Annotated in this window: 16 protein-coding genes; 10 read left to right on the top strand and 6 right to left on the bottom strand. The window is 69.8% G+C overall.

Annotated elements, in window-relative coordinates; all coding sequences use genetic code 11:
- Positions 1-139: 139 nt before the first annotated feature.
- From JOE55_RS04290 to JOE55_RS04265, 6 genes are read left to right on the top strand one after another with little or no spacing between them, the layout of a single operon-like run.
- Positions 140-1,705, top strand: coding sequence for an alkaline phosphatase D family protein (locus JOE55_RS04290; protein ID WP_204782134.1), 1,566 nt, complete (start codon positions 140-142; stop codon positions 1,703-1,705).
- Entirely contained in the window at positions 1,702-2,541 is an 840-nt protein-coding gene (locus tag JOE55_RS04285; protein WP_204782133.1) for a polysaccharide lyase family protein, read from the top strand. Before JOE55_RS04290 ends, JOE55_RS04285 begins: the two co-directional genes overlap by 4 nt.
- A 34-nt stretch (positions 2,542-2,575) precedes the next feature.
- Positions 2,576-3,325 carry a tRNA (adenosine(37)-N6)-threonylcarbamoyltransferase complex dimerization subunit type 1 TsaB gene (gene tsaB, locus JOE55_RS04280; protein ID WP_204782132.1) on the top strand — a complete coding sequence of 250 codons (750 nt, stop codon included), beginning with the start codon at positions 2,576-2,578 and terminating at the stop codon, positions 3,323-3,325.
- A complete protein-coding gene (gene rimI, locus JOE55_RS04275; RefSeq protein ID WP_204782131.1) occupies positions 3,322-3,888 on the top strand; it encodes a ribosomal protein S18-alanine N-acetyltransferase in 567 nt (188 codons plus the stop codon). The genes tsaB and rimI overlap by 4 nt, the downstream gene beginning before the upstream one ends.
- Complete coding sequence (gene tsaD, locus JOE55_RS04270) at positions 3,885-4,997, top strand: tRNA (adenosine(37)-N6)-threonylcarbamoyltransferase complex transferase subunit TsaD (RefSeq protein ID WP_204782130.1); 1,113 nt, start codon at positions 3,885-3,887, stop codon at positions 4,995-4,997. The genes rimI and tsaD overlap by 4 nt, the downstream gene beginning before the upstream one ends.
- 38 nt (positions 4,998-5,035) lie before the next feature.
- Positions 5,036-5,749, top strand: coding sequence for a hypothetical protein (locus JOE55_RS04265; protein WP_204782129.1), 714 nt, complete (start codon positions 5,036-5,038; stop codon positions 5,747-5,749).
- On the opposite strand, the gene JOE55_RS04260 is transcribed toward JOE55_RS04265, so the two are convergent.
- On the bottom strand, positions 5,750-6,892 hold the full coding sequence (locus JOE55_RS04260) for a glutamate--cysteine ligase (protein WP_204782128.1): 1,143 nt from the start codon (positions 6,890-6,892) through the stop codon (positions 5,750-5,752).
- A 422-nt stretch (positions 6,893-7,314) separates the two neighbouring features.
- Between JOE55_RS04260 and JOE55_RS04255 the strand changes: the two genes are divergently transcribed.
- Complete coding sequence (locus tag JOE55_RS04255) at positions 7,315-8,460, top strand: glycoside hydrolase family 3 N-terminal domain-containing protein (RefSeq protein WP_239547044.1); 1,146 nt, start codon at positions 7,315-7,317, stop codon at positions 8,458-8,460.
- 145 nt (positions 8,461-8,605) lie between these two features.
- Here JOE55_RS04255 and JOE55_RS04250 read toward each other — a convergent pair whose 3' ends face one another.
- The 5 genes from JOE55_RS04250 to JOE55_RS04230 all read right to left on the bottom strand — a co-directional run bounded on the left by JOE55_RS04250 (position 8,606) and on the right by JOE55_RS04230 (position 13,907).
- A complete protein-coding gene (locus JOE55_RS04250) occupies positions 8,606-9,910 on the bottom strand; it encodes a THUMP-like domain-containing protein (protein WP_204782126.1) in 1,305 nt (434 codons plus the stop codon).
- Positions 9,911-9,970: 60 nt separating this feature from the next.
- The gene (locus JOE55_RS04245; RefSeq protein ID WP_204782125.1) at positions 9,971-10,726 is read right to left on the bottom strand and encodes an iron ABC transporter ATP-binding protein; all 756 of its coding nucleotides are present in this window, start codon (positions 10,724-10,726) and stop codon (positions 9,971-9,973) included.
- A complete protein-coding gene (locus JOE55_RS04240) occupies positions 10,723-11,760 on the bottom strand; it encodes an iron chelate uptake ABC transporter family permease subunit (RefSeq protein WP_204782124.1) in 1,038 nt (345 codons plus the stop codon). The genes JOE55_RS04245 and JOE55_RS04240 overlap by 4 nt, the downstream gene beginning before the upstream one ends.
- 14 nt (positions 11,761-11,774) lie before the next feature.
- Positions 11,775-12,773 carry an ABC transporter permease gene (locus JOE55_RS04235; RefSeq protein ID WP_204782123.1) on the bottom strand — a complete coding sequence of 333 codons (999 nt, stop codon included), beginning with the start codon at positions 12,771-12,773 and terminating at the stop codon, positions 11,775-11,777.
- A 135-nt stretch (positions 12,774-12,908) separates the two neighbouring features.
- Entirely contained in the window at positions 12,909-13,907 is a 999-nt protein-coding gene (locus tag JOE55_RS04230; RefSeq protein ID WP_204782122.1) for a siderophore ABC transporter substrate-binding protein, read from the bottom strand.
- Between the two features lie 404 nt (positions 13,908-14,311).
- Here JOE55_RS04230 and groES point away from each other — a divergent pair, with 404 nt between their 5' ends.
- The 3 genes from groES to JOE55_RS04215 all read left to right on the top strand — a co-directional run bounded on the left by groES (position 14,312) and on the right by JOE55_RS04215 (position 18,696).
- Positions 14,312-14,608 (top strand): co-chaperone GroES, encoded by a 297-nt coding sequence (gene groES, locus JOE55_RS04225; protein ID WP_024289962.1) that lies wholly within the window; start codon positions 14,312-14,314, stop codon positions 14,606-14,608.
- 162 nt (positions 14,609-14,770) lie between these two features.
- Positions 14,771-16,378, top strand: coding sequence for a chaperonin GroEL (gene groL / locus JOE55_RS04220; RefSeq protein WP_061710802.1), 1,608 nt, complete (start codon positions 14,771-14,773; stop codon positions 16,376-16,378).
- Positions 16,379-16,596: 218 nt separating this feature from the next.
- Positions 16,597-18,696, top strand: a complete 2,100-nt coding sequence (locus JOE55_RS04215; protein WP_053447797.1) for an acyltransferase family protein — start codon at positions 16,597-16,599, stop codon at positions 18,694-18,696.
- The last annotated feature ends 43 nt before the right edge of the window (positions 18,697-18,739 follow it).

Here is an 18,739-nt window from a genome sequence, read left to right as displayed (position 1 = left end):
CGGCCCCAGCCGATGCGTCGACGTCTTCAACCACTCGTGACCGGCAGGTCCAGGGGCATTCAGCGCCAGTTCGGGTACGGGAAACCTGAGGCGGGGACGGTGGGGCCTTCCCCCGAAACCCGCTCCCCATGAAGGACCCATGTCACCCACCACGGCCCCGCACACCCTGAACCGACGACGGCTCCTGGAGCTCGGAGGCCTGACCGGCACCGCGCTCGCCCTGGGCATCAGCGCCCCTGCCGAGGCGAGCGAGTCCGGGGAGGCAGCCGGGGCGACGTTCGGGCTGGGAGTCGCCAGCGGCGCACCGCGCCCCGACGGCGCCGTGCTGTGGACGCGTCTGGCCCCGGACCCACTGGCCGAGGACGGGCACGGAGGGATGCCGCTGCGGCCGGCGCCGGTGCGCTGGGAAGTCTCCCGGGACCCGGAGTTCACCCGCGTGGAGCGGCGGGGCAATGCCCTGGCCCAGCCCGAGCTGGCGCATTCCGTGCATCCTCGCGTGGAGGGGCTGGCTCCGGACACGCAGTACTGGTACCGGTTCCGATCCGGCCAGGAGGTCAGCCCGGTGGGGCGGTTCCGGACCCTGCCGGCCCCGGGACAGCAGACCGACGCGTTCTCCTTCGGCCTGGTCTCCTGCCAGGCCTGGTACCACGGGCACTTCACCGCGCACCGCCACCTGGCCCAGGAGGAGGACCTGGACCTCGTGGTCTTCGTGGGGGACTACATCTACGAGTACGGGATCACAGCGGACAACCTGTGGCGCCAGGGCGCGAGCGTCGCGCCAGCGCACGAGGTGGAGATCGAGACCCTCGAGCAGTACCGGCTGCGCTACAGCCTCTTCAAGTCGGATGCGCACCTGCAGGCCGTGCATGCACGGGCGGCGGCCGTGGCGGTGTGGGACGACCACGAGGTCCAGAACAACTACGCCGCGGCGGTCTCCGGCAAGGACGTGTCCCCGGAGGACTTCGAGCATCAGATCGCGGTGGCCTACCGGGCGTTCTACGAGAACATGCCCCTGGACCTCGAGGCCCTGCCCACCGGCCCGGACGCGGACATCACGAGCGGCTTCGACGTGGGCACGCTGGCGCGCTTCAGCCTCCTGGACTCGCGGCAGTTCCGCGATCCGGAGCCTGCCGATGCCCAGGAGCAGAACCGGGAGCAGCGCACGATCCTGGGCGCCCAGCAGGAGTCCTGGATCGAGGGCCGCCTTTCGCAGAGCACTGCCACCTGGGACGTGCTGGCCAACGGGGTCGTGCTCACGGCCGTCTCCGAGGACCGCACCGACATGTGGGACGGCTATCCGGCAGCCCGCCGACGCCTGATGGCGGCCATGTCCGAGGTCTCCAACCCGGTCATGCTCACCGGCGACATCCACAAGCACGTGGCCGCCGAGCTCAAGGAGGACTTCGCGGATCCGTCCTCCGAGACGATCGGCGTCGAGCTGGTCTGCACGTCGGTGGCCTCCGACGGGGACGGATCCGAGACCGATGCCCACACCGCGGACTGGACCCGTCACCCCTACGTGCGCCACTACGACGGGCGCCGCGGCTACGTCCACGTCCGGCTGACCCCGCAGGAGATGACCTCGAGCTTCTGGGCCGTGCCCTGGATCGAGGCCGATGACACAGCGCCCAAGGAGCTCTCGGCGCGCTTCAGCACCCGAGCAGGAGAGCCGGGACTCGCCCCGGCCGGAGAGGACCGAGCATGAGCCCGCGCCCGCAGACCGTCCAGGACCTCGAGGCCGAGGCGGGGATCGGCCGCCTCGAGCTGCGGTGGCAGGCGCTGCCCTGGGAGCCGCTGATCGATCACTACCGGATCTACTCGGGAGCGCCCCGGGGCAGGGGGCGTGAGCCGGACCCGGAGCACCTGGTGGGCCGGACCGTCTTCCCGCGCTTCGTGCTGGACGGGCTGGACCCCGCTGGGGAGCAGCACAGCCTCACGGTCATCGCCGTGAGCGATGCGGGGCGCCTGTCCCTGTCCAGCCGGCCGCTGATCGCAGCCTCGCAGGCCTCGGTCACCGAGACCGGCACGGAGCTGGCCGCGATCGGCTCCTTCGACGGGAGGACCCACGAGCTGCAGTTCGCCCCGAAGGACTACGCGAAGATCCCGAAGGCCTACCCTCAGGCGCTCATCGAGTTCCGCCAGGGCGACGACGAGCCCCGTCAGGCCTGGCCGTACCTGCTGCCCGGTCCCGGCGACGCCTGGGCGGGCCGGAAGTCCTATCGGGCCCGCTGGGTCGTGGACCTCGACGAGGCCCCGGGCACGACTGATCTGGCGCTGTGGCTCGTGGACACGACCTCGCTGGGCGGGAGGCTGGACATCGCCGTCAACGGGACGCCGGTGCGCGGCATCGAGCTGCCGCGGGGGTCGAACAAGGGCTCGCGGCAGGGCGATGCCACGGCGACCGGCTCGCCGCTCAAGCGCTCGCGCCACGAGCTCGAGCTCCCGGCCGGGGCCCTGCGCGCCGGTGAGAACACCGTCGAGTTCGTCCTCGCCGAGGGCGGCTGGGTGGCCTGGGACGCTCTGGGCCTGTTCGCGCGCTGAGCGGGGACGTGAGGCGGCGGCTTAGACTGACCAGGTGCTTCTGCTGTGCCTCGACTCCTCCTCCGCCGCCTCCGTCGCGCTCCTGCAGATCGACGACGATCCAGGACCCCCTTCCGGCGACCACGACGCCTCGCCCGGGAAGGCTCGGGTGCTGGCCGAGTGGTCGACCGAGGACACCCGCAGCCACGCGGAGGTCCTGACCCCGGCAGTCCAGGACGTCCTGCAGCGGTCCGGGACGGCGCCCGAGGACCTGTCCGGCATCCTGGTGGGCACCGGCCCCGGGCCCTTCACCGGCCTGCGCGCAGGACTGGTCACCGCGCGCGTGCTCGGCTACGCCTGGGACCTGCCGGTCTGGGGGATGACGAGCCTGGCCGCTCTGGCCCTAGACGTCGCGGCGCTTCCGCAGCCGCCGTCGTCCTTCGTCGTGGCCGCCGACGCCCGGCGCCGTGAGGTCTACTGGGCGCAGTACCGACTGCAGGGCACGGGGGCGCCGCTGCTCGTCGACGGGCCTCGCGTCGGTCCTGCCCAGGAGCTGCCCGAGCTGCCGGTCTACGGCCGCGGTGCCGGCCTCTACGCCGAGCAGCTGTCGCAGGCCGTCGTCGAGCCGGTGCCGGGCGGGCCGCAGCAGGCGCCGTCGCAGTGGCAGGCGAGCGCGGCGTCGCTGGGGATGGCCGCCGCCGAGGCGCTGGCCGCGGGCCAAGAGCTCTCGCAGGACCTTGCTCCGCTGTACCTGCGCGACTCCGACGCCAAGGTGCCCGGGCCTCGGAAGAAGGCCGGGGCGTGAGCGGGCCGTGGCAGCTGCGCACGGCGGCGCTCGAGGACGTCGCCGCACTGCACCGCCTGGAGCGGGAGCTGTTCCCCGGCGACGCCTGGTCCGAGGACATGCTCGCCGCCGAGATCTCGCATGTGACCCGCCGCTACCTGGTGGCGCTGCAGGACGAGCGGATCGTGGGATACGCCGGCGTGATGGTGGTGGCAGAAACCGCCGACGTGCAGAACATCGCGGTGATCCCGCAGCTGCGCGGGCGCGGCCTGGGCTCGGCCCTGCTGCAGGCGCTGCACGAGATCGCGAGTCGGCGCGGTGCGCAGGAGGTCCTGCTGGAGGTGCGCGAGTCCAATGAGACGGCGCAGTCGCTCTACCGGCGCTTCGGCTACACGGAGATCGCCCAGCGCCCGCGCTACTACCCGGACGGGGAGACCGCGGTGATCATGCTCGCCCCGCTGAGCGCCGACGGCGACGCTTCCGCGGGAGTCAGCACCCAGCGCCCGCCGAGCACGACCGACCTGACGAGCCACATGGACCTGTCCGCCGCAGCGCACGACGACCCCCGGGAGGACCCGCGATGACCACGACCGACAGCCCCCTGGTCCTGGGCATCGAGACCTCGTGCGATGAGACCGGCGTGGGCATCGTGCGCGGGCGGCGCCTGCTGGCCAATGCCGTGGCCTCCTCGATGGACCAGCATGCCGTCTTCGGCGGGGTCATTCCCGAGATCGCCGCCCGCGCCCACCTGGAGGCCATGACGCCCACGATCGAGGAGGCGCTGCGCACCGCAGGGGTGCGCCTGCAGGATCTCGATGCGATCGCCGTGACCGCAGGCCCCGGTCTGGCCGGTGCCCTCATGGTGGGCGTCTCTGCCGCCAAGGCGCTCGCACTGGCCACGGGCAAGCCGCTGTACGCCGTGAACCACCTGGTCGCCCACGTCTCGGTGGGCCTGCTGGATCCCGACGACGACGGCGCCCCGACCCTGATCGCGGAGGACGGCTCCCTGGTGCCCGGTCTGGGTGCGCTGCTGGTCTCCGGCGGGCACACCGAGATCCTGGCCGTGCGGGAGATCGCCGAGGACGTCGAGATGCTCGGCTCGACCATCGATGACGCCGCCGGAGAGGCCTACGACAAGGTCGCCCGCCTGCTCGGACTCGGCTACCCGGGCGGCCCCGTGATCGACCGCGCCGCCGCCGAGGGGGATCCGAAGGCCTTCCGCTTCCCGCGCGGTCTGGCCGCCGGCAAGTACATGGGCAGCGCGGAGGCGCCTGGCCCGCACCGCTACGACTTCTCGTTCTCCGGTCTCAAGACCGCGGTGGCCCGGGTGGTCGAGGCCTTCGAGGCCGAGGGCCAGGAGGTCCCGGTCGCCGATGTGGCCGCCTCCTTCCAGGAATCGGTGGCCGATGTCATCACGTCCAAGGCCATGCTGGCTGCGCGCGAGCATGGGCTGTCCACCCTGCTGCTGGGCGGGGGAGTGGCGGCGAACTCGCGACTGCGCGCACTGGCCGCCCAGCGCTGCACCGAGAACGGCATACGCCTGGTGGTTCCGCCGCTGAGCCTGTGCACGGACAACGGCGCCATGGTGGCGGCTCTGGGCTCGCGGCTGGTCTCGGTGGGGGCGCAGCCGACCGGGCTCGAGTTCACCGCCGATCCCGGGCTGCCCGTGGCCACGGTGTCCAAAAATCAATGAAGAGACGTATTTCCGGCTGATTGACGATTGGAGTTCTAGTGGTATCTGCTGATGATTTCATCCCAGGGGAAGACGAGCAGGATCGTTCTTCGTTGACCGTTTACGTGAATCCACCATTTGGCGGAATGGATGAGATCGTGAAGGCTGGTCAGCTTGTTCACCATTATCTAGAAAAGAGGGGATTCGATCCGGGGCGGATCGATCCGGTCCCTGGGATGGGAGCTTCTGCAGGTGGTATTGAGCTGGGAGTGCTTTTTAAAGCGGCAACGTTGGTATTAAAATGCACCAAAGCTGTGGTTGAGATTTCTCAGCTTGTGAAGGCGCGTCGAAATAGGTGGATCATCGATGAGCATAGGACGAATGGATTGGCGCACATGACCTACGCTGCTGACCCGGGGGCCCATCCCCTTGGTCTTCTGATCCAGCTCGAAGGCTTGGACGACGAATGGCAAGCCGTCTTCCCTGGCACTCACTTGGATTTGGTGTTGAATTTAACCAGTTCGAGAGGGGTGCCGCGCTCCGGCGAAAAATCTGCAATCGTGCATTTAAGGGCTTCTGAAGTCTCGGCCCCTGTGATGGCGGAAATACTTAGGCACTTCGGAAAACAAAATTCCGGAAATATGTTTTACCGAATGCACGGGGGTAAAATTCTCGGAGTGCGTCGCCTTCGTAAGGAGATTCCACCAAGAGATCCCAGTCACAAATTCTGGAAGAGCAATCTTAGGAAGCAGATGATGTGGGATCGGGTCTGATTATTCGCGCCGCGCGCGCTGCACGACGTCGAGGGCGGCGGAGCGCAGGTCGCCGTCGTGGGCGGCCACGGCGGCGCGCTGATGCGTGGAGCCGGTGCCCTCGGCGATGATCCGGGCCACCCCGGCGAGCTCCTCGACGCAACCCAGGTCCACGGCGATCGGCTGCAGGCGCTCGAGCATGTCTGCCAGGTCGTCGGTGACGAGCAGCTCCTCCAGGGCGTTGTCCCGGATGATGATCGCCTCCAGCCCGTAGCGAGCGGCGCGCCATTTGTTCTCTCGGATCAGCCACGGGCGCATCTGCTCGACCTTGCGCCCCGAGTCCACGATCCGCGAGGCCTCCTCGGCCAGGCACTGGGTGAGCGCTGCGATCGCACTCAGATCCCGCACGGAGGTGGGGGAGTCGCAGAAGCGCATCTCGACCGTGCCGTACTTGGGCACGGGGCGGACATCGAGGCGGGATTCGCTGATGTCGTCGATCACGCCGGTGGCCAGCAGATCGGAGACGCACAGCTCGAAGTCCGACCAGTTCTGGAACGAGTAGGGGATGCCCGCGGTCGGCAGCTGCTGGAAGAGCTGGGCGCGGTGGGAGGCGTAGCCGGTGTCGAAGCCGTTCCAGTACGGAGAGTTGGCCGACAGCGCCAGAAGGTGGGCGTAATGGGCCAGCAGGTGGTCCTGGACCGGCAGGGCCTTGTCCTGTGAGTCGACGCCCACGTGGACGTGCATCCCGAAGATCACCATCTGCCGCCCCCAGTACTGAGCGCGGTCCAGGACGGTGAAGTAGCGGTCCTTCTCCACGACCGACTGGTCCTGCCAGCGGGAGAACGGATGGGTGCCCGCGGGGTAGATCTCGATGCCCTGGGGGTCGGTCACCCGGCGGATCTCACCGAGCATCTGCTCGAGCTGACCCACCGCCTCCCCGACGCTGCGGCACACCCCGGTGACCATCTCCACGGTGTTGTTCAGGAACTCGCCGGTCAGCACGGGGTGATCGCCGTCCTCGGCGCGCTGCGGAACCTGGCTGTGCACGGCAGCGAGGATCTCCTCCGCCCGGGGCACGAGCGCGCCGGTCTGGGCGTCGACGAGCGCGACCTCCCATTCGATGCCCAGTGTCGACTGCGGCGATGAGCTGAATTCGATGTTCATGGCACCTCGCTGGCAGGACGTCCGGGGATCCGCTCGGCGGCATCCGAGCGGATCCCACTGTAGAACAGCGCACAGCCCTCGCGGTGCGGATCGCTACCCTGGACGGCATGCCGCGTCATGAACTTCCCCCCGTCGACCGTCGCACCCCCGCCCTGCCGGACTCCGTAGCTGTCCGTGCCCGCTTTCGCACCCGTCGCGCCGGGCTCGGCCTCGTCCTCGCCGGAGGGCTCGTGCTCAGCGCCTGCGGAAGCCAGCAGGCGCCGTCGGAAGGGACGACGCCCTCCGGGACCGCCTCGGACGGGGCGAGTGCCGCGAGCCCGTCGGAATCCTCCGCCCGCTCCGAGGCCGGCTCAGGCGAGCAGGCCGCCGGACTGCTGCCCGATGAGCGGACCCGTGCCGCGGCCGAGGAGGCAGTGTCCGAGATGACGCTCGAGGAGAAGGCCGGGCAGGTTCTCCTGGCCACCTGGAGCGGGGCGGACCCTGCCTCGGTCGATGCCCAGATCAGCCAGATCGGGGATCTGCACCTGGGCGGTGTGATCGTCATGGGGGCCAACGTCCCCACCGCCGACGGGCAGGGGATCACGGAGGAAGCCGGCGCGGGCGGCGGCGCCTCGGACGTCGACGTGGAGGCCATGCGCTCGCAGAACGAGCGGGTCGGTGCGGCCCTGAGCCCCCAGGAGCGCAACTGGTCCGGGATCATCGGCGTCGATCAGGAGGGCGGCTCCGTCGCCCGCCTGGCCGAGCCCCTGACCGTCTGGCCCTCCGCGCAGACCGTCGGCGCCGCGGACGATCCGGAGCTGACCCGCGAGGCGGCCGCCGGGATGGGTGCAGAGCTCGCCGGGCTCGGCTTCACCATGGACTTCGCCCCCGTGGCCGATGTGACCAGCCCCGACGACGCCGTCGTCCAGGACCGCGCCTACAGCGACGACCCCGAGATCGTCTCCGAGCAGACCGTGGCCGCCATGAGCGGACTCTCCGATGCGGGACTGATCTCCTCGCCCAAGCACTTCCCGGGCCACGGCTCCGTCAGCACCGACTCCCACGTGGGGCTGCCGGTCCAGCAGACCCCGGTCGAGACCCTGAAGGATGGGGACTGGGCACCGTTCCGTGCCGCGGTCGACGCCGGCGCCCCGACGATCATGATGGGGCACATCGCCGTGAGCGACTGGAACGCCCAGGTGCCCGCCACGCTGGAGCCGAAGGCCTACCAGGCGCTGCGGGAGGATCTCGGCTTCCAGGGGGCGGTCGTCACCGATGCCCTCGACATGGGGGCCCTGAAGGACGTCGTGGGACCGGGCCGACCCGTCGACTCGGGGGTCACCACCCCTGCCGGTGCGGCCCTGCAGGCCGGCGCGGATCTGCTGGTGATGCCCGAGGACGAGGCCGCGGCCCACGCGGACATCGTGCAGGCCGTGGAGTCCGGTGCCATCCCGCAGCAGCGCCTGGACGAGGCCGCCACCCGGGTGGTGGCCATGCAGATGAGCTATGACCAGGCCCAGGAGTCGGCCCCGGTCGAGCCCGCGGAGCCCGGGAGCCACCAGGAGCTGGCCGCGCGCTTCGGCGGCTGAGCCCGGCTGCCCGTCGCGGCGCTGAGGCCGCAGATCGGCAGCTGATCGACATCGACGACATGCGGAGCTGCGGCTTCGACGAATGGGAGCGCCGAGGCCGCAGATCCGCAGCCGATCAGCAGCGATGGGGTGCGGTGGTGCGGCATCAGCTCATCGGCTCGACGACCAGGACCGCACGGCGCTCGCCGGTGCGGCCCTGTTCGTCGCTGTCCCACAGCCGCGTGACGATCAGCGTGGCGCGATTCGGCCCGGACGGCTTGAGCTGCCGGCGCAGCTGCTCGGGCGTGACGTCGGTGCCGCGCTTCTTGATCTCCAGGGTGCCGATCCGGTTCTGCTTCACCCAGGACTTGAGCACCTTGACGGTGTGGGGCAGGACCTCGCGCACGCGGTAGGCCCGGGCGAACGGGGTCGACGGGTCCTGGACGTCGGAGGCCGTCAAGTAGGCGATGCGGGGATGAACCAGGCGTGCACCCAGACGATCGCCCAGGTCCTGCACCAGTCCGGCGCGGATCACGGCTCCGTCGGGCTCCCAGACGACGTCGCCGGCGGCGATCGGCGGGACGGCGTCGTCGCTGTCCTCGGAGACCGTCAGGGGTGCGTCGTCGGGGTCTGGGAACGGCTCCGAGGAGATCAGCTCGTGGTGGCCCTGCTCGCCCATGACCAGGGCGGCGCGGCGGATCCCGGGGCGGGCCAGTGCTCCGAACCACAGCACGACCTCGACGACGTCGCGGCGGTGGGAGATCCACTGCGCCTCGCACCCCTCCGGCACGGCCGCGTGCGGCAGGCCCGGGCCCATCTTCACGCCCACCGGCATCCCGGAATCGGCCAGCGCCTGGACGAAGGACAGGGGAGGGGAGAAGGCTTCCGGATCGAAGATCCGCCGGGAGGCTCCGGCGGTCTCGCGGCGGGCCGGATCGAGCCACAGCGCCTCGGGGCGTCCGCCGGGCAGCTCGTCGAGGTCGAGGCTCTGGACGTCGGCCTGGACCACGCGGGTCTCGGGGAACGGCGTGAGGTTCACCGTCGCCACGGCCGCGGTGGTCTCATCGAGCTCCACGGCGGTGACGTCGAGCCCGGCGGAGGCCAGGGTCATGGCGTCGGCGCCGATCCCGCAGCCCAGATCGGCCACGCGGCGCACGCCGGCCTGGACGTACCGGCTGGCGTGGACGGCGGAGACGCTCAGCCGGGTGGCCTGCTCGAGGCCGTCCTGGGTGAAGAGCATGTGCTGGGCGAACTCGCCGAACTTGGCGACTGCCGCGGTGCGCAGCCGCGACTGGGTCATGGCCGCGGAGATCAGCTCGGGGGCGAACCCCTCGGCCCGCAGCCGCGAGATCTGCTGCAGCGCCTGGTCCTCCCGGTAAGGACCCAGCCCGTCGAGCAGCCTCATGCCCTCGGGCGTGAGCAGCGCGGCCAGGGACTCGGCGGCGGTCTCGGGGGAGGGGGTCTCTTCCACGTCCTCGACCCTAGCCTCTGAGCGGACGGTGATCGACGGACCTGCGCGGCGACGCGAGGATCAGTAGCAGGAGGCGAGCCGGCCGTTGGGGCCGTCGATCACGGTGATGGGGGTGTCGAAGACCTCCGTGAGCACCTCGTCCGTCAGGATCTCCTCCGGGGTGCCGAAGCGGGCGATCTGCCCGTCCTTCACCGCGCAGATGTGATCGGCGTAGTGCCCGGCGAAGTTGATGTCGTGCAGCACGATGATGATCGTTCGGCCGAGCTCACGGCAGGCGGAGCGCAGGAACTGCATCATCTGCACCGAGTGCTTCATGTCGAGGTTGTTCAGCGGCTCGTCCAGCAGCACGTGATCCGTCTCCTGGGCCAGGACCATGGCCACGTAGGCGCGCTGGCGCTGGCCGCCCGAGAGCTCGTCCAGGTACCGGTTCTGCAGCTCGGTGAGGTGCAGGAAGTCCAGGTACTTCGAGATGATCCGCTCGTCCTCCACGTTCAGCCGTCCCCCGGAGTAGGGGAAGCGCCCGAAGCCCACGAGCTGGCGCACCGTCAGGCGGGTGACGTAGTGGTTCTCCTGCCGCAGGATCGACAGGATCTTGGCCAGGTCCTTGGACTTCGACTTGGCGACGTCCATCTCCGCCACCTTGATGACCCCCTCGTCGAGGGACAGCAGGCGTCCGATCATGGTCAGCAGCGTCGACTTGCCGGCGCCGTTGGGCCCCACCAGCGCGGTCATGCCGCCGGTGGGGATCTCGAGGTCGACCGGGCCGATGCGGACCTCATCGGTGTAGTGCTTGCGGACAGTGTTCAGGGTGATCACAGGCGTCCCTTTCGCAGGATGACGTACAGGAAGACGGAGCCGCCCACGAGCTCGATGATGATCCCCACGACGCCCTGGGCGTAGAAGACGTGGTGCATCAGGAAGTAGGCCCCGGAGAGCACCACGAAGCCGATGAGCATGGCGACCGGGAAGATCCGTCGGTGGTCGTAGGTGTCGGCGAACTGGTAGGCCAGCGTGGCCACCAGGAAGCCCAGGAAGGTCAGCGGGCCCACCAGGGCGGTCGAGACGGCCATGAGGATCGAGATCAGGAACAGGATCCGGATGGTCTCCCAGCGGTGGTTCAGCCCCAGGTTGTTCGAGACGTCGGCGCCCATGGCCACGACGTTCAGCCGCCGGGCCGACAGCCACAGCGCCAGCCCCGCGGCCAGGCACAGGGGGATCGCGATCGGCAGGAGGCTCGCATCCGCGTTGGACACGGAGCCGAAGAGCCGGGCGTTGAGGACGTCGAACTCGCTGGGGGTCAGCAGACGCTGCATGAAGGTCGACACCGAGCCCAGGCCGCCGCCGATGATGATGCCGACCAGCAGCATGACGTGCATGCTGCCTCGGCGCCCGGCGAGCAGCCAGGTGTACAGGGCGGTGGCCAGCAGGACCATCAGGCTCACCTGGACCACGAACTGGGTCATGCCGCTGAAGGCCACCAGACTGGCGGCTCCGGCGAAGTAGACCACGCCCGTCTGGATCGCCACGTACAGGGACTCGAAGCCCATGATCGACGGGGTGATGATCCTGTTGTTGGTGGCGGTCTGGAAGCTCACGGTGGCCATGGCCTGGCAGAACGCCACCACGCCCATCACGATCACATTGGTCAGCCGCAGCTCGACGATGCGCCAGAACCCCGGCGTGCCGAACGGCAGCGGGTTGTCCCAGGCCAGCAGACCGCCGGCGAAGAGCACGGACAGCGCGAGCAGCACCACGACCACGATGACGTAGCGCCGGCGGGCGGCGGGGGTCGCGAAGGCCCCGGCGCTCGAGCGCTGGGCCTTGGCGGTCGTGGGTCTGGCGAGTGTCATCCGGGGGTCCTCCATCAGGCGCTGCGGCGCTGGCGCAGCAGCAGGGCGACGAACACGACGGCTCCGACGATGCCGAGGATCACGGAGACGGGGATCTCGAACGGGGCGATCAGCGTGCGCCCCAGCAGATCGCACACGGTGACGATCGCGATGCCCAGCAGGCAGACCCAGGGCAGGTTGGAGCGCAGGTCGTCGCCGCGGATCATCGAGACGATGTTGGGCACGATCAGCCCCAGGAACGGCAGATTGCCGACCACGACGGTCACCACCCCGGTGGCGATCGCGATCAGGATCGTGCCGAAGAGGATGATCCGGCTGTAGTTCAGCCCGATGCTCGTGGCGATGTCCTCGCCCAGCCCGGCGGCCGTGAGCCTGTCGGCCACGATGAACACCACGACCACGACGGCCGCCACGATCCACAGGACCTCGTACTGCCCGCGCAGCACCGAGGTGAAGCTGCCGGCGAACCACACGCCGAGGTTCTGCAGCATGTCGGTCTGCAGCGCCAGGAAGGTCGAGACGGAGCCGACCACGGCGCCGAGCATGATGCCGACGATGGGCACGATCAGCGACGAGCGCAGGGACACCCGGCGCAGGAAGAGGAAGAAGACCATCGTGCCGACGAAGGCGAAGAGGATGGCGGTTCCCATGCGCGTCATGAGCGTGGAAGACGGGAAGACGATCATGGCGGTGAGCAGGCCCAGCCCCGCCCATTCGGTCGTGCCGGTGGTCGTGGGCTCCACGAAGCGGTTCTGCGTCAGCAGCTGCATGACCAGCCCGGACATGGACATGGCCGCCCCGGCCAGCACGAGGGCGATCGTGCGGGGAAGGCGGGTGATGCCGAGCATCTCAGCGCCGCCCTCCGAGCCGAGGTCGTAGACCCCCGTGAACAGGGACAGGACCAGCAGCCCTGCGACCGCTGCGGTCGCCAGCCACAGCTTCCAGTCGAGCAGGGCTGCGGCGAGCCCGGATCGTCGGGTGCTCGCCTCGGCGCCGGTGCGGGCTTCGGTCATCGGGGTCCCCTCAGCATGGTCGGGCGGTGCGGAGGCATGCGCCTCGTCCCGGGAGGCCGGGCACGAGGCGCATGCCTCAGCGGCGGCACCTGCATCGGGCCTCGACGCCGGTGCCGCCGCTGACAGATCAGCAGGTCAGCTGCTCTTGGACTCGAAGGCGTCGGCCAGGCCGTTGAAGATCTCGGTGTAGGTCTGGATGCCCTCGTTGGTGTAGGTGTCCGCCGGAGCGTAGTAGATGTCGCCCTCCTTCACGGCGGTCACGTCCTGCAGCGCCTCGGACTGCTCGATGACCTCGGCGGCGGGGGTGGCGCCCTCCTCCGAGCTCACGCCGGCGTCGCGGTCCAGGACCACGATCCAGTCCGGGTCGGAGTCGGCGATGGCCTCGACGGAGATGTCGTCGCCCTGGTGGTCGTCCGAGGCGCCTTCGACCTCGAGGGCCGGGGTGAAGCCGAACTCGTCGAACAGCGGTCCGAAGGTGCGTCCCACGCCCGGGGCGATGTAGCCGATCTCGCCGCCGGAGACGTTGACGGCCATGACGGTGTCGCCCTCCTGATAGGAGTCGGACACGCGCTGGGCGGCATCGTCCAGGCCGCCGTTGAGCGAGTCGGCCTCCGAGGTCTTGTCGAAGATCTCGCCGATGGCCGAGGTCTGGCGCTTGAGCTCCTCGAAGAAGTCCTCGCCCTCGCGGGGCTCGAACTCCACGATCGCGGCATCCGGGACGAGCTCGGCGATCTGATCGTGGTAGTCGCCGAAGCGCTGGCCGTTGACCACCAGGCTGGGCTCCACGCCGGCGATGGCCTCGAGGTCCGGCTCGCGGTGATTGCCGATGTCGACGACGTCATCGCCCTGCCAGCACTCGACCGTCTCCGGCAGCAGGGGCTTGGGCGCCGCGGCCAGCTCGACGTCCCACTCGCACAGGGTCTCGAACGTGCGGTTGTCGGTGGCGACCACGTTCTGCGGCGGCAGCGCGACGGTCTCGGTGCCGAAGTTGTCCTCGACCTCGATGCTGTCGGTCTCCCCGGAGCTGCTCTGGCTGTCCGAGTCGCCGGAGCCGCCGCAGGCGGTGAGTCCGAGGGCCAGGGCCAGGGGCAGGGCGGCCAGTGCGGCGCCGGAGCGGCGGCTGGGTGCAGGCATGGGAGCATCCTCTTGTCTGTCGACGACGTGGTGGCGGAGCAAGGTGAGCCTCACCTTGAGTAGGTCAGGATTACCTTACTGGTGACCTTAAAGGATTCTCCCAGCTGTTGCCAGGGCTTTCCTCGGAGTCTGCAGGCCGGCTGGGAGTCGTTCCGGGGCGTTCGTTCCTCCGCGGTGTGCAGCTGGCACTCGCCTTGACCGACTGCCAGCGCCGTCTCTAAGGTGGCTTTAGCACTCGCCCTCGGGGGGTGCTAAGGGATTCGGGCCGATCGGCACCGCGACGACGGTTGGCAGATCCTCTGGCGCACCAGCACCGGGGTCCTCGCAGCAGCGGGGAGCAGCACCTCGGCGGGGCGCCGTGACAGCTTCAGCAACACTTCGAATCCATGAGAGAAGGAGACATCGTGTCGATCTCCATCAAGCCGCTTGAAGACCGCATCGTCGTCCAGGTCGTCGAGGCCGAGCAGACCACCGCCTCCGGCCTGGTCATCCCGGACACCGCCAAGGAGAAGCCCCAGGAGGGCAAGGTCATGGCCGTGGGCCCGGGCCGCGTCGACGACTCCGGCAACCGCATCCCGGTCGACGTCAAGGAGGGCGATCTCGTGATCTTCTCCAAGTACGGCGGCACCGAGGTCAAGTACAACGGCGAGGAGTTCCTCGTCCTGCCGGCGCGCGACGTGCTGGCCGTCGTCGAGAAGTGAGCCTGACGACCCCCTGATCACCTCAGGCGGTCCGAGCAGAGGGCGCCCGCCGCGTGCCCCGCGGTTGCGCGGGTCCGCATGGCCGGCGCCCTCTCTCGTCGATCAAGACCCCAGTCATCCCGACGGGCCCGCGCCCGTCGATCCCGAAGGAGAATCCGGCCCATGGCCAAGCAGCTGCTCTTCCGCGAGGACGCACGCAATCAGTTGAAGGAGGGTGTCGACCGCCTGGCCGACACCGTCAAGGTCACCCTCGGCCCGCGCGGCCGCAACGTGGTCCTGGACAAGAAGTGGGGCGCCCCCGTCATCACCAATGACGGCGTGACGATCGCCCGAGAGGTTGAGCTGGACGACCCCTACCAGAACCTGGGCGCCCAGCTCGCCAAGGAGGTCGCGACCAAGACCAACGACGTCGCCGGCGACGGCACCACGACCGCCACCGTCCTGGCGCAGGCGCTCGTGGAGGAGGGCCTGCGCAACGTGGCCGCCGGCGCCGCCCCGGGCCAGATCAAGAAGGGCATCGAGGTCGCCGTCCAGGCGGTCGCCGATCGCCTGCTCGAGGACGCCCGCGAGGTCTCCGGCGACGAGGTCGCCAAGGTCGCTGCGATCTCCTCGCAGTCCGAGGAGATCGGCGAGCTGATCTCCCGGGCCTTCGAGGTCGTGGGCAAGGACGGCGTGATCACCATCGAGGACGGCTCCTCCACGGAGATCGAGCTCGAGGTCACCGAGGGCATGCAGTTCGACAAGGGATACCTGTCGCCGTCGTTCGTCAAGGACGCCGAGCGCCAGGAGGCCGTCATGTCCGACGGCCTGGTCCTGCTCTACCAGGGCAAGATCTCCTCGGCGCAGGAGCTCATGCCGGTGCTCGAGAAGGTCGTGCAGACCAAGAAGCCGCTGACGATCATCGCCGAGGACGTCGAGGGCGAAGCCCTGTCCACGCTGGTCGTCAACAAGCTGCGCGGCACCCTGGACGTCGTGGCCCTGAAGGCCCCGGGCTTCGGCGACCGCCGCAAGGCGATCATGGAGGACCTGGCGGTTCTCACCGGCGGCACCGTGGTGACCTCCGAGCTGGGCATCGCCCTGGACCAGGTCTCCCTGGAGCAGCTGGGCTCCGCCCGCACGGTCACCGTGACCAAGAACGAGACCACGATCATCGACGGCGGCGGCACCGCCGAGGCGATCTCCGAGCGTGTGGACTACATCCGCGGCCAGGTCGAGCGCACCGATTCCGAGTGGGACCGCGAGAAGCTGCAGGAGCGCCTGGCGCGCCTGGCCGGCGGCGTGTCCGTCATCAAGGTCGGCGCGGCCACCGAGGTCGAGGCCAAGGAGCGCAAGCACCGCATCGAGGACGCCGTCTCCTCGACCCGCGCGGCCCTCGAGCAGGGCATCGTGGGCGGCGGCGGCTCGGCGCTGGTCCACGCCTCCGCGGCGATCGACGACGTCAAGGCCCAGCTCGACGGCGACGCTGCCGTGGCCGCGGACATCGTGCGCCGCGCCCTGCGCCAGCCGCTGCGCTGGATCGCGCAGAACGCCGGCCAGGACGGCTGGGTCGTGGTCTCGCGCGTAGAGCAGATGGAGCTCGGGCACGGCTACGACGCCAAGGCCGATCAGTACACCGATCTGCTGGCGGCGGGCATCATCGATCCCGTCAAGGTGACCCGCTCTGCGCTGCAGAACGCGGCCTCGATCGCGGCCCTGGTGCTGACCACCGAGACCTTGGTCACCGACAAGCCCGCGGAGGACGATCAGGACGGCCACGGCCACCAGCACTGATCCGGAAGCTGCGGCGCTGACAGCGGCCGCAGCAGGCCGAGGACAGGCCCGGCTCCCGTCGCACTCGCGGCGGGAGCCGGGCCTTCTGCGCACCTCGGACGATGCCGCGGGCGGGCAGCCTGCGCTGGTAGGTTGACGCCCGTATTTCCCCCGGAGGCTGCGCAGGCATGCAGGCTTCCGCATGACCCGCTGCCGTGGCCGCAGCACGGAGGAGAAGCATGTCCGAGCAGCAGGAGACAGGCGGCACCGCGGACGACGCCCGCCGCCGGGAATCCGTGGCCAGGTACTCCGGCTTCCGCCCGGAGATCCAGGGGCTGCGCGCCGTCGCCGTGATCATGGTCGTGCTCTACCACGTCTTCCTCGGGCGGGTCTCGGGCGGCGTGGACATCTTCCTGCTGATCTCGGCGTTCTTCATGACGCTGTCGTTCGTGCGCAAGCTCGAGGGCGGGCGCCCGCTGCGGATCGGACGCTACTGGCTGCACACCTTCAAGCGGCTGCTGCCGCTGGCGGTGCTCACGGTGCTGGGCACCCTGGTGCTGGTCGCTCTGTTCTTCCCGGCCTACCGTGTCGAGGAGGCCCTGCGTCAGGCAGCGGCGGCCCTGACCTACACCGAGAACTGGGTCCTGGCTCTCACCTCGGTGGACTACTACGCCGCCGACCGCTCCACGGCCAGCCCGTTCCAGCACTTCTGGTCCCTGTCCGTCCAGGGCCAGGTCTTCCTGCTGTGGCCGCTGCTGTTCGGACTGACCTGGCTGCTGACCCGCGGCCGGTCCCGCCTGCGGCCCGTGCCTGTGCTCGCGGTGCTGTTCAGCGCCATCTTCGCCGCCTCGCTCGTGTTCTCGATCGTCACGACCGCCACCCAGCAGGAGTTCGCCTACTTCGACACCCGAACCCGGCTGTGGGAGTTCGCCCTGGGCTCGTTGCTGGCCTTGGCGCTGCCCTTCATCCGACTCCCGCGGTGGCTGCGCGTGGTGCTGGGGTGGGTGGGGTTCGTCTCGATGGTGCTGGTGGGCCTGCTGGTCGATGTGCAGGGGGCCTTCCCCGGCTGGATCGCCCTGTGGCCCCTGCTCTCGGCGGCCGCCATCATGGTCGCCGGGCAGACGGACTCGCGCTTCGGCCTGGACCGGATCTTCGCCGCCAAGCCGCTGGTGCGCCTGGGGGACTCCTCCTACGCGCTCTACCTCGTGCACTGGCCGCTGCTGATCACCTACCTGGTCATCCGCGACCGCCCGGAGGCGGGGCCGCGCTCCGGGGTGGTGCTGATCGTGCTCTCGCTCGCTCTGGCGATCCTGGCGACCAAGCTCATCGAGACGCCGCTGAAGAGCTGGAAGTGGCCCGAGGCCACCAAGCTGCGCCTGGCCGGAGCGGTCGTCGTGTGTCTGGCGGTCGGTCTGGGGCCGGTCCTTGCCTGGCAGCAGAGCCTGCGCGCGGACGTCGCCGAGGCCCCGGACGGCCCCACGGCCTCGAACCCGGGTGCGCTCGTGCTGCGAGACGACGTGCAGACCGCGCCGGATCCCGACGCCCCGACGATTCCGTTGGCCGCCCAGCTCGACGACCAGGCGCCGGACCGGGGCGCTGCATGCCCGAGCGAATGGGACATCCCCGTCGGATCGCAGCAGTGGTGCCGCGAATCGGTGCCCGCGGAGGACCCGTCGCAGACCGTGCTGCTGATCGGCAACTCGCACTCCGAGCACTGGCTGGACGCCCTGCGGCCGGTGGCCGAGGCGAACGGCTGGCGGGTGGTCAGCTACATCAGGCCCGGCTGCTATTGGACGAGCCACGAGGACCAGCTCGATGACGAGTGCGGCCCCTGGCTCGACGGCTCCATGCCCCTGGTGCATCAGATCGACCCGGATCTGATCATCACCCAGTCGACCTTCACCAACGCCGAGGGCGAGTACTACAAGCCGGACTACGACCAGCGCGTGCGCGAGGTCACGGGCGAGGGCTACCGCGTCCTGGGAGTGCGCGACATCCCGCGGTTCGATCAGGCTCCGCCGGAATGCGTCATGGAGGAGGGGTCCGCGCAGGCTCCGCAGTGCCAGAAGACCCATCCCATGCTCGGACAGCCCGATCCCATGCAGCCGCTGGCCGAGGAGCTGCCGCTGTACGCCGAGATGGACATGACCGATCAGATCTGCCCGGAGGGGACCTGCCCGCCCGTCATCGGGAACATGTACGTGCAGTGGGACAGCGGGCACCTGTCCATTCCCTACTCGCGCTCGCTGGCCTGGACCTTCGGCGACCGCCTGGCCGCAGCCCTGGCCGGGGACGGCGTGGTCGTGGAGCACCAGCCCGCTCTGCCGCAGCTGCAGTGAGGGCCGCCTCGGCAGGCGGAGGGGCCGAGGGCCCGTGAAGGGT

The organism is Kocuria palustris (genome assembly GCF_016907795.1).
Classification (GTDB): Bacteria; Actinomycetota; Actinomycetes; order Actinomycetales; family Micrococcaceae; genus Kocuria; species Kocuria palustris.
This window is presented reverse-complemented; position numbering and strand designations above follow the sequence as displayed.

Excerpts from the sequence above, each read along its gene's own strand:
- JOE55_RS04285 (WP_204782133.1), top strand. The coding sequence starts at position 1,702 with ATGAGCCCGCGCCCGCAGACCGTCCAGGACCTCGAGGCCGAGGCGGGG.
- JOE55_RS04230 (WP_204782122.1), bottom strand. The coding sequence starts at position 13,907 with ATGCCTGCACCCAGCCGCCGCTCCGGCGCCGCACTGGCCGCCCTGCCC.
- JOE55_RS04290 (WP_204782134.1), top strand. The coding sequence starts at position 140 with ATGTCACCCACCACGGCCCCGCACACCCTGAACCGACGACGGCTCCTG.
- JOE55_RS04215 (WP_053447797.1), top strand. The coding sequence starts at position 16,597 with ATGTCCGAGCAGCAGGAGACAGGCGGCACCGCGGACGACGCCCGCCGC.
- JOE55_RS04255 (WP_239547044.1), top strand. The coding sequence starts at position 7,315 with ATGACGCTCGAGGAGAAGGCCGGGCAGGTTCTCCTGGCCACCTGGAGC.
- JOE55_RS04240 (WP_204782124.1), bottom strand. The coding sequence starts at position 11,760 with ATGACACTCGCCAGACCCACGACCGCCAAGGCCCAGCGCTCGAGCGCC.
- tsaD (WP_204782130.1), top strand. The coding sequence starts at position 3,885 with ATGACCACGACCGACAGCCCCCTGGTCCTGGGCATCGAGACCTCGTGC.
- groL (WP_061710802.1), top strand. The coding sequence starts at position 14,771 with ATGGCCAAGCAGCTGCTCTTCCGCGAGGACGCACGCAATCAGTTGAAG.
- JOE55_RS04235 (WP_204782123.1), bottom strand. The coding sequence starts at position 12,773 with ATGACCGAAGCCCGCACCGGCGCCGAGGCGAGCACCCGACGATCCGGG.
- JOE55_RS04260 (WP_204782128.1), bottom strand. The coding sequence starts at position 6,892 with ATGAACATCGAATTCAGCTCATCGCCGCAGTCGACACTGGGCATCGAA.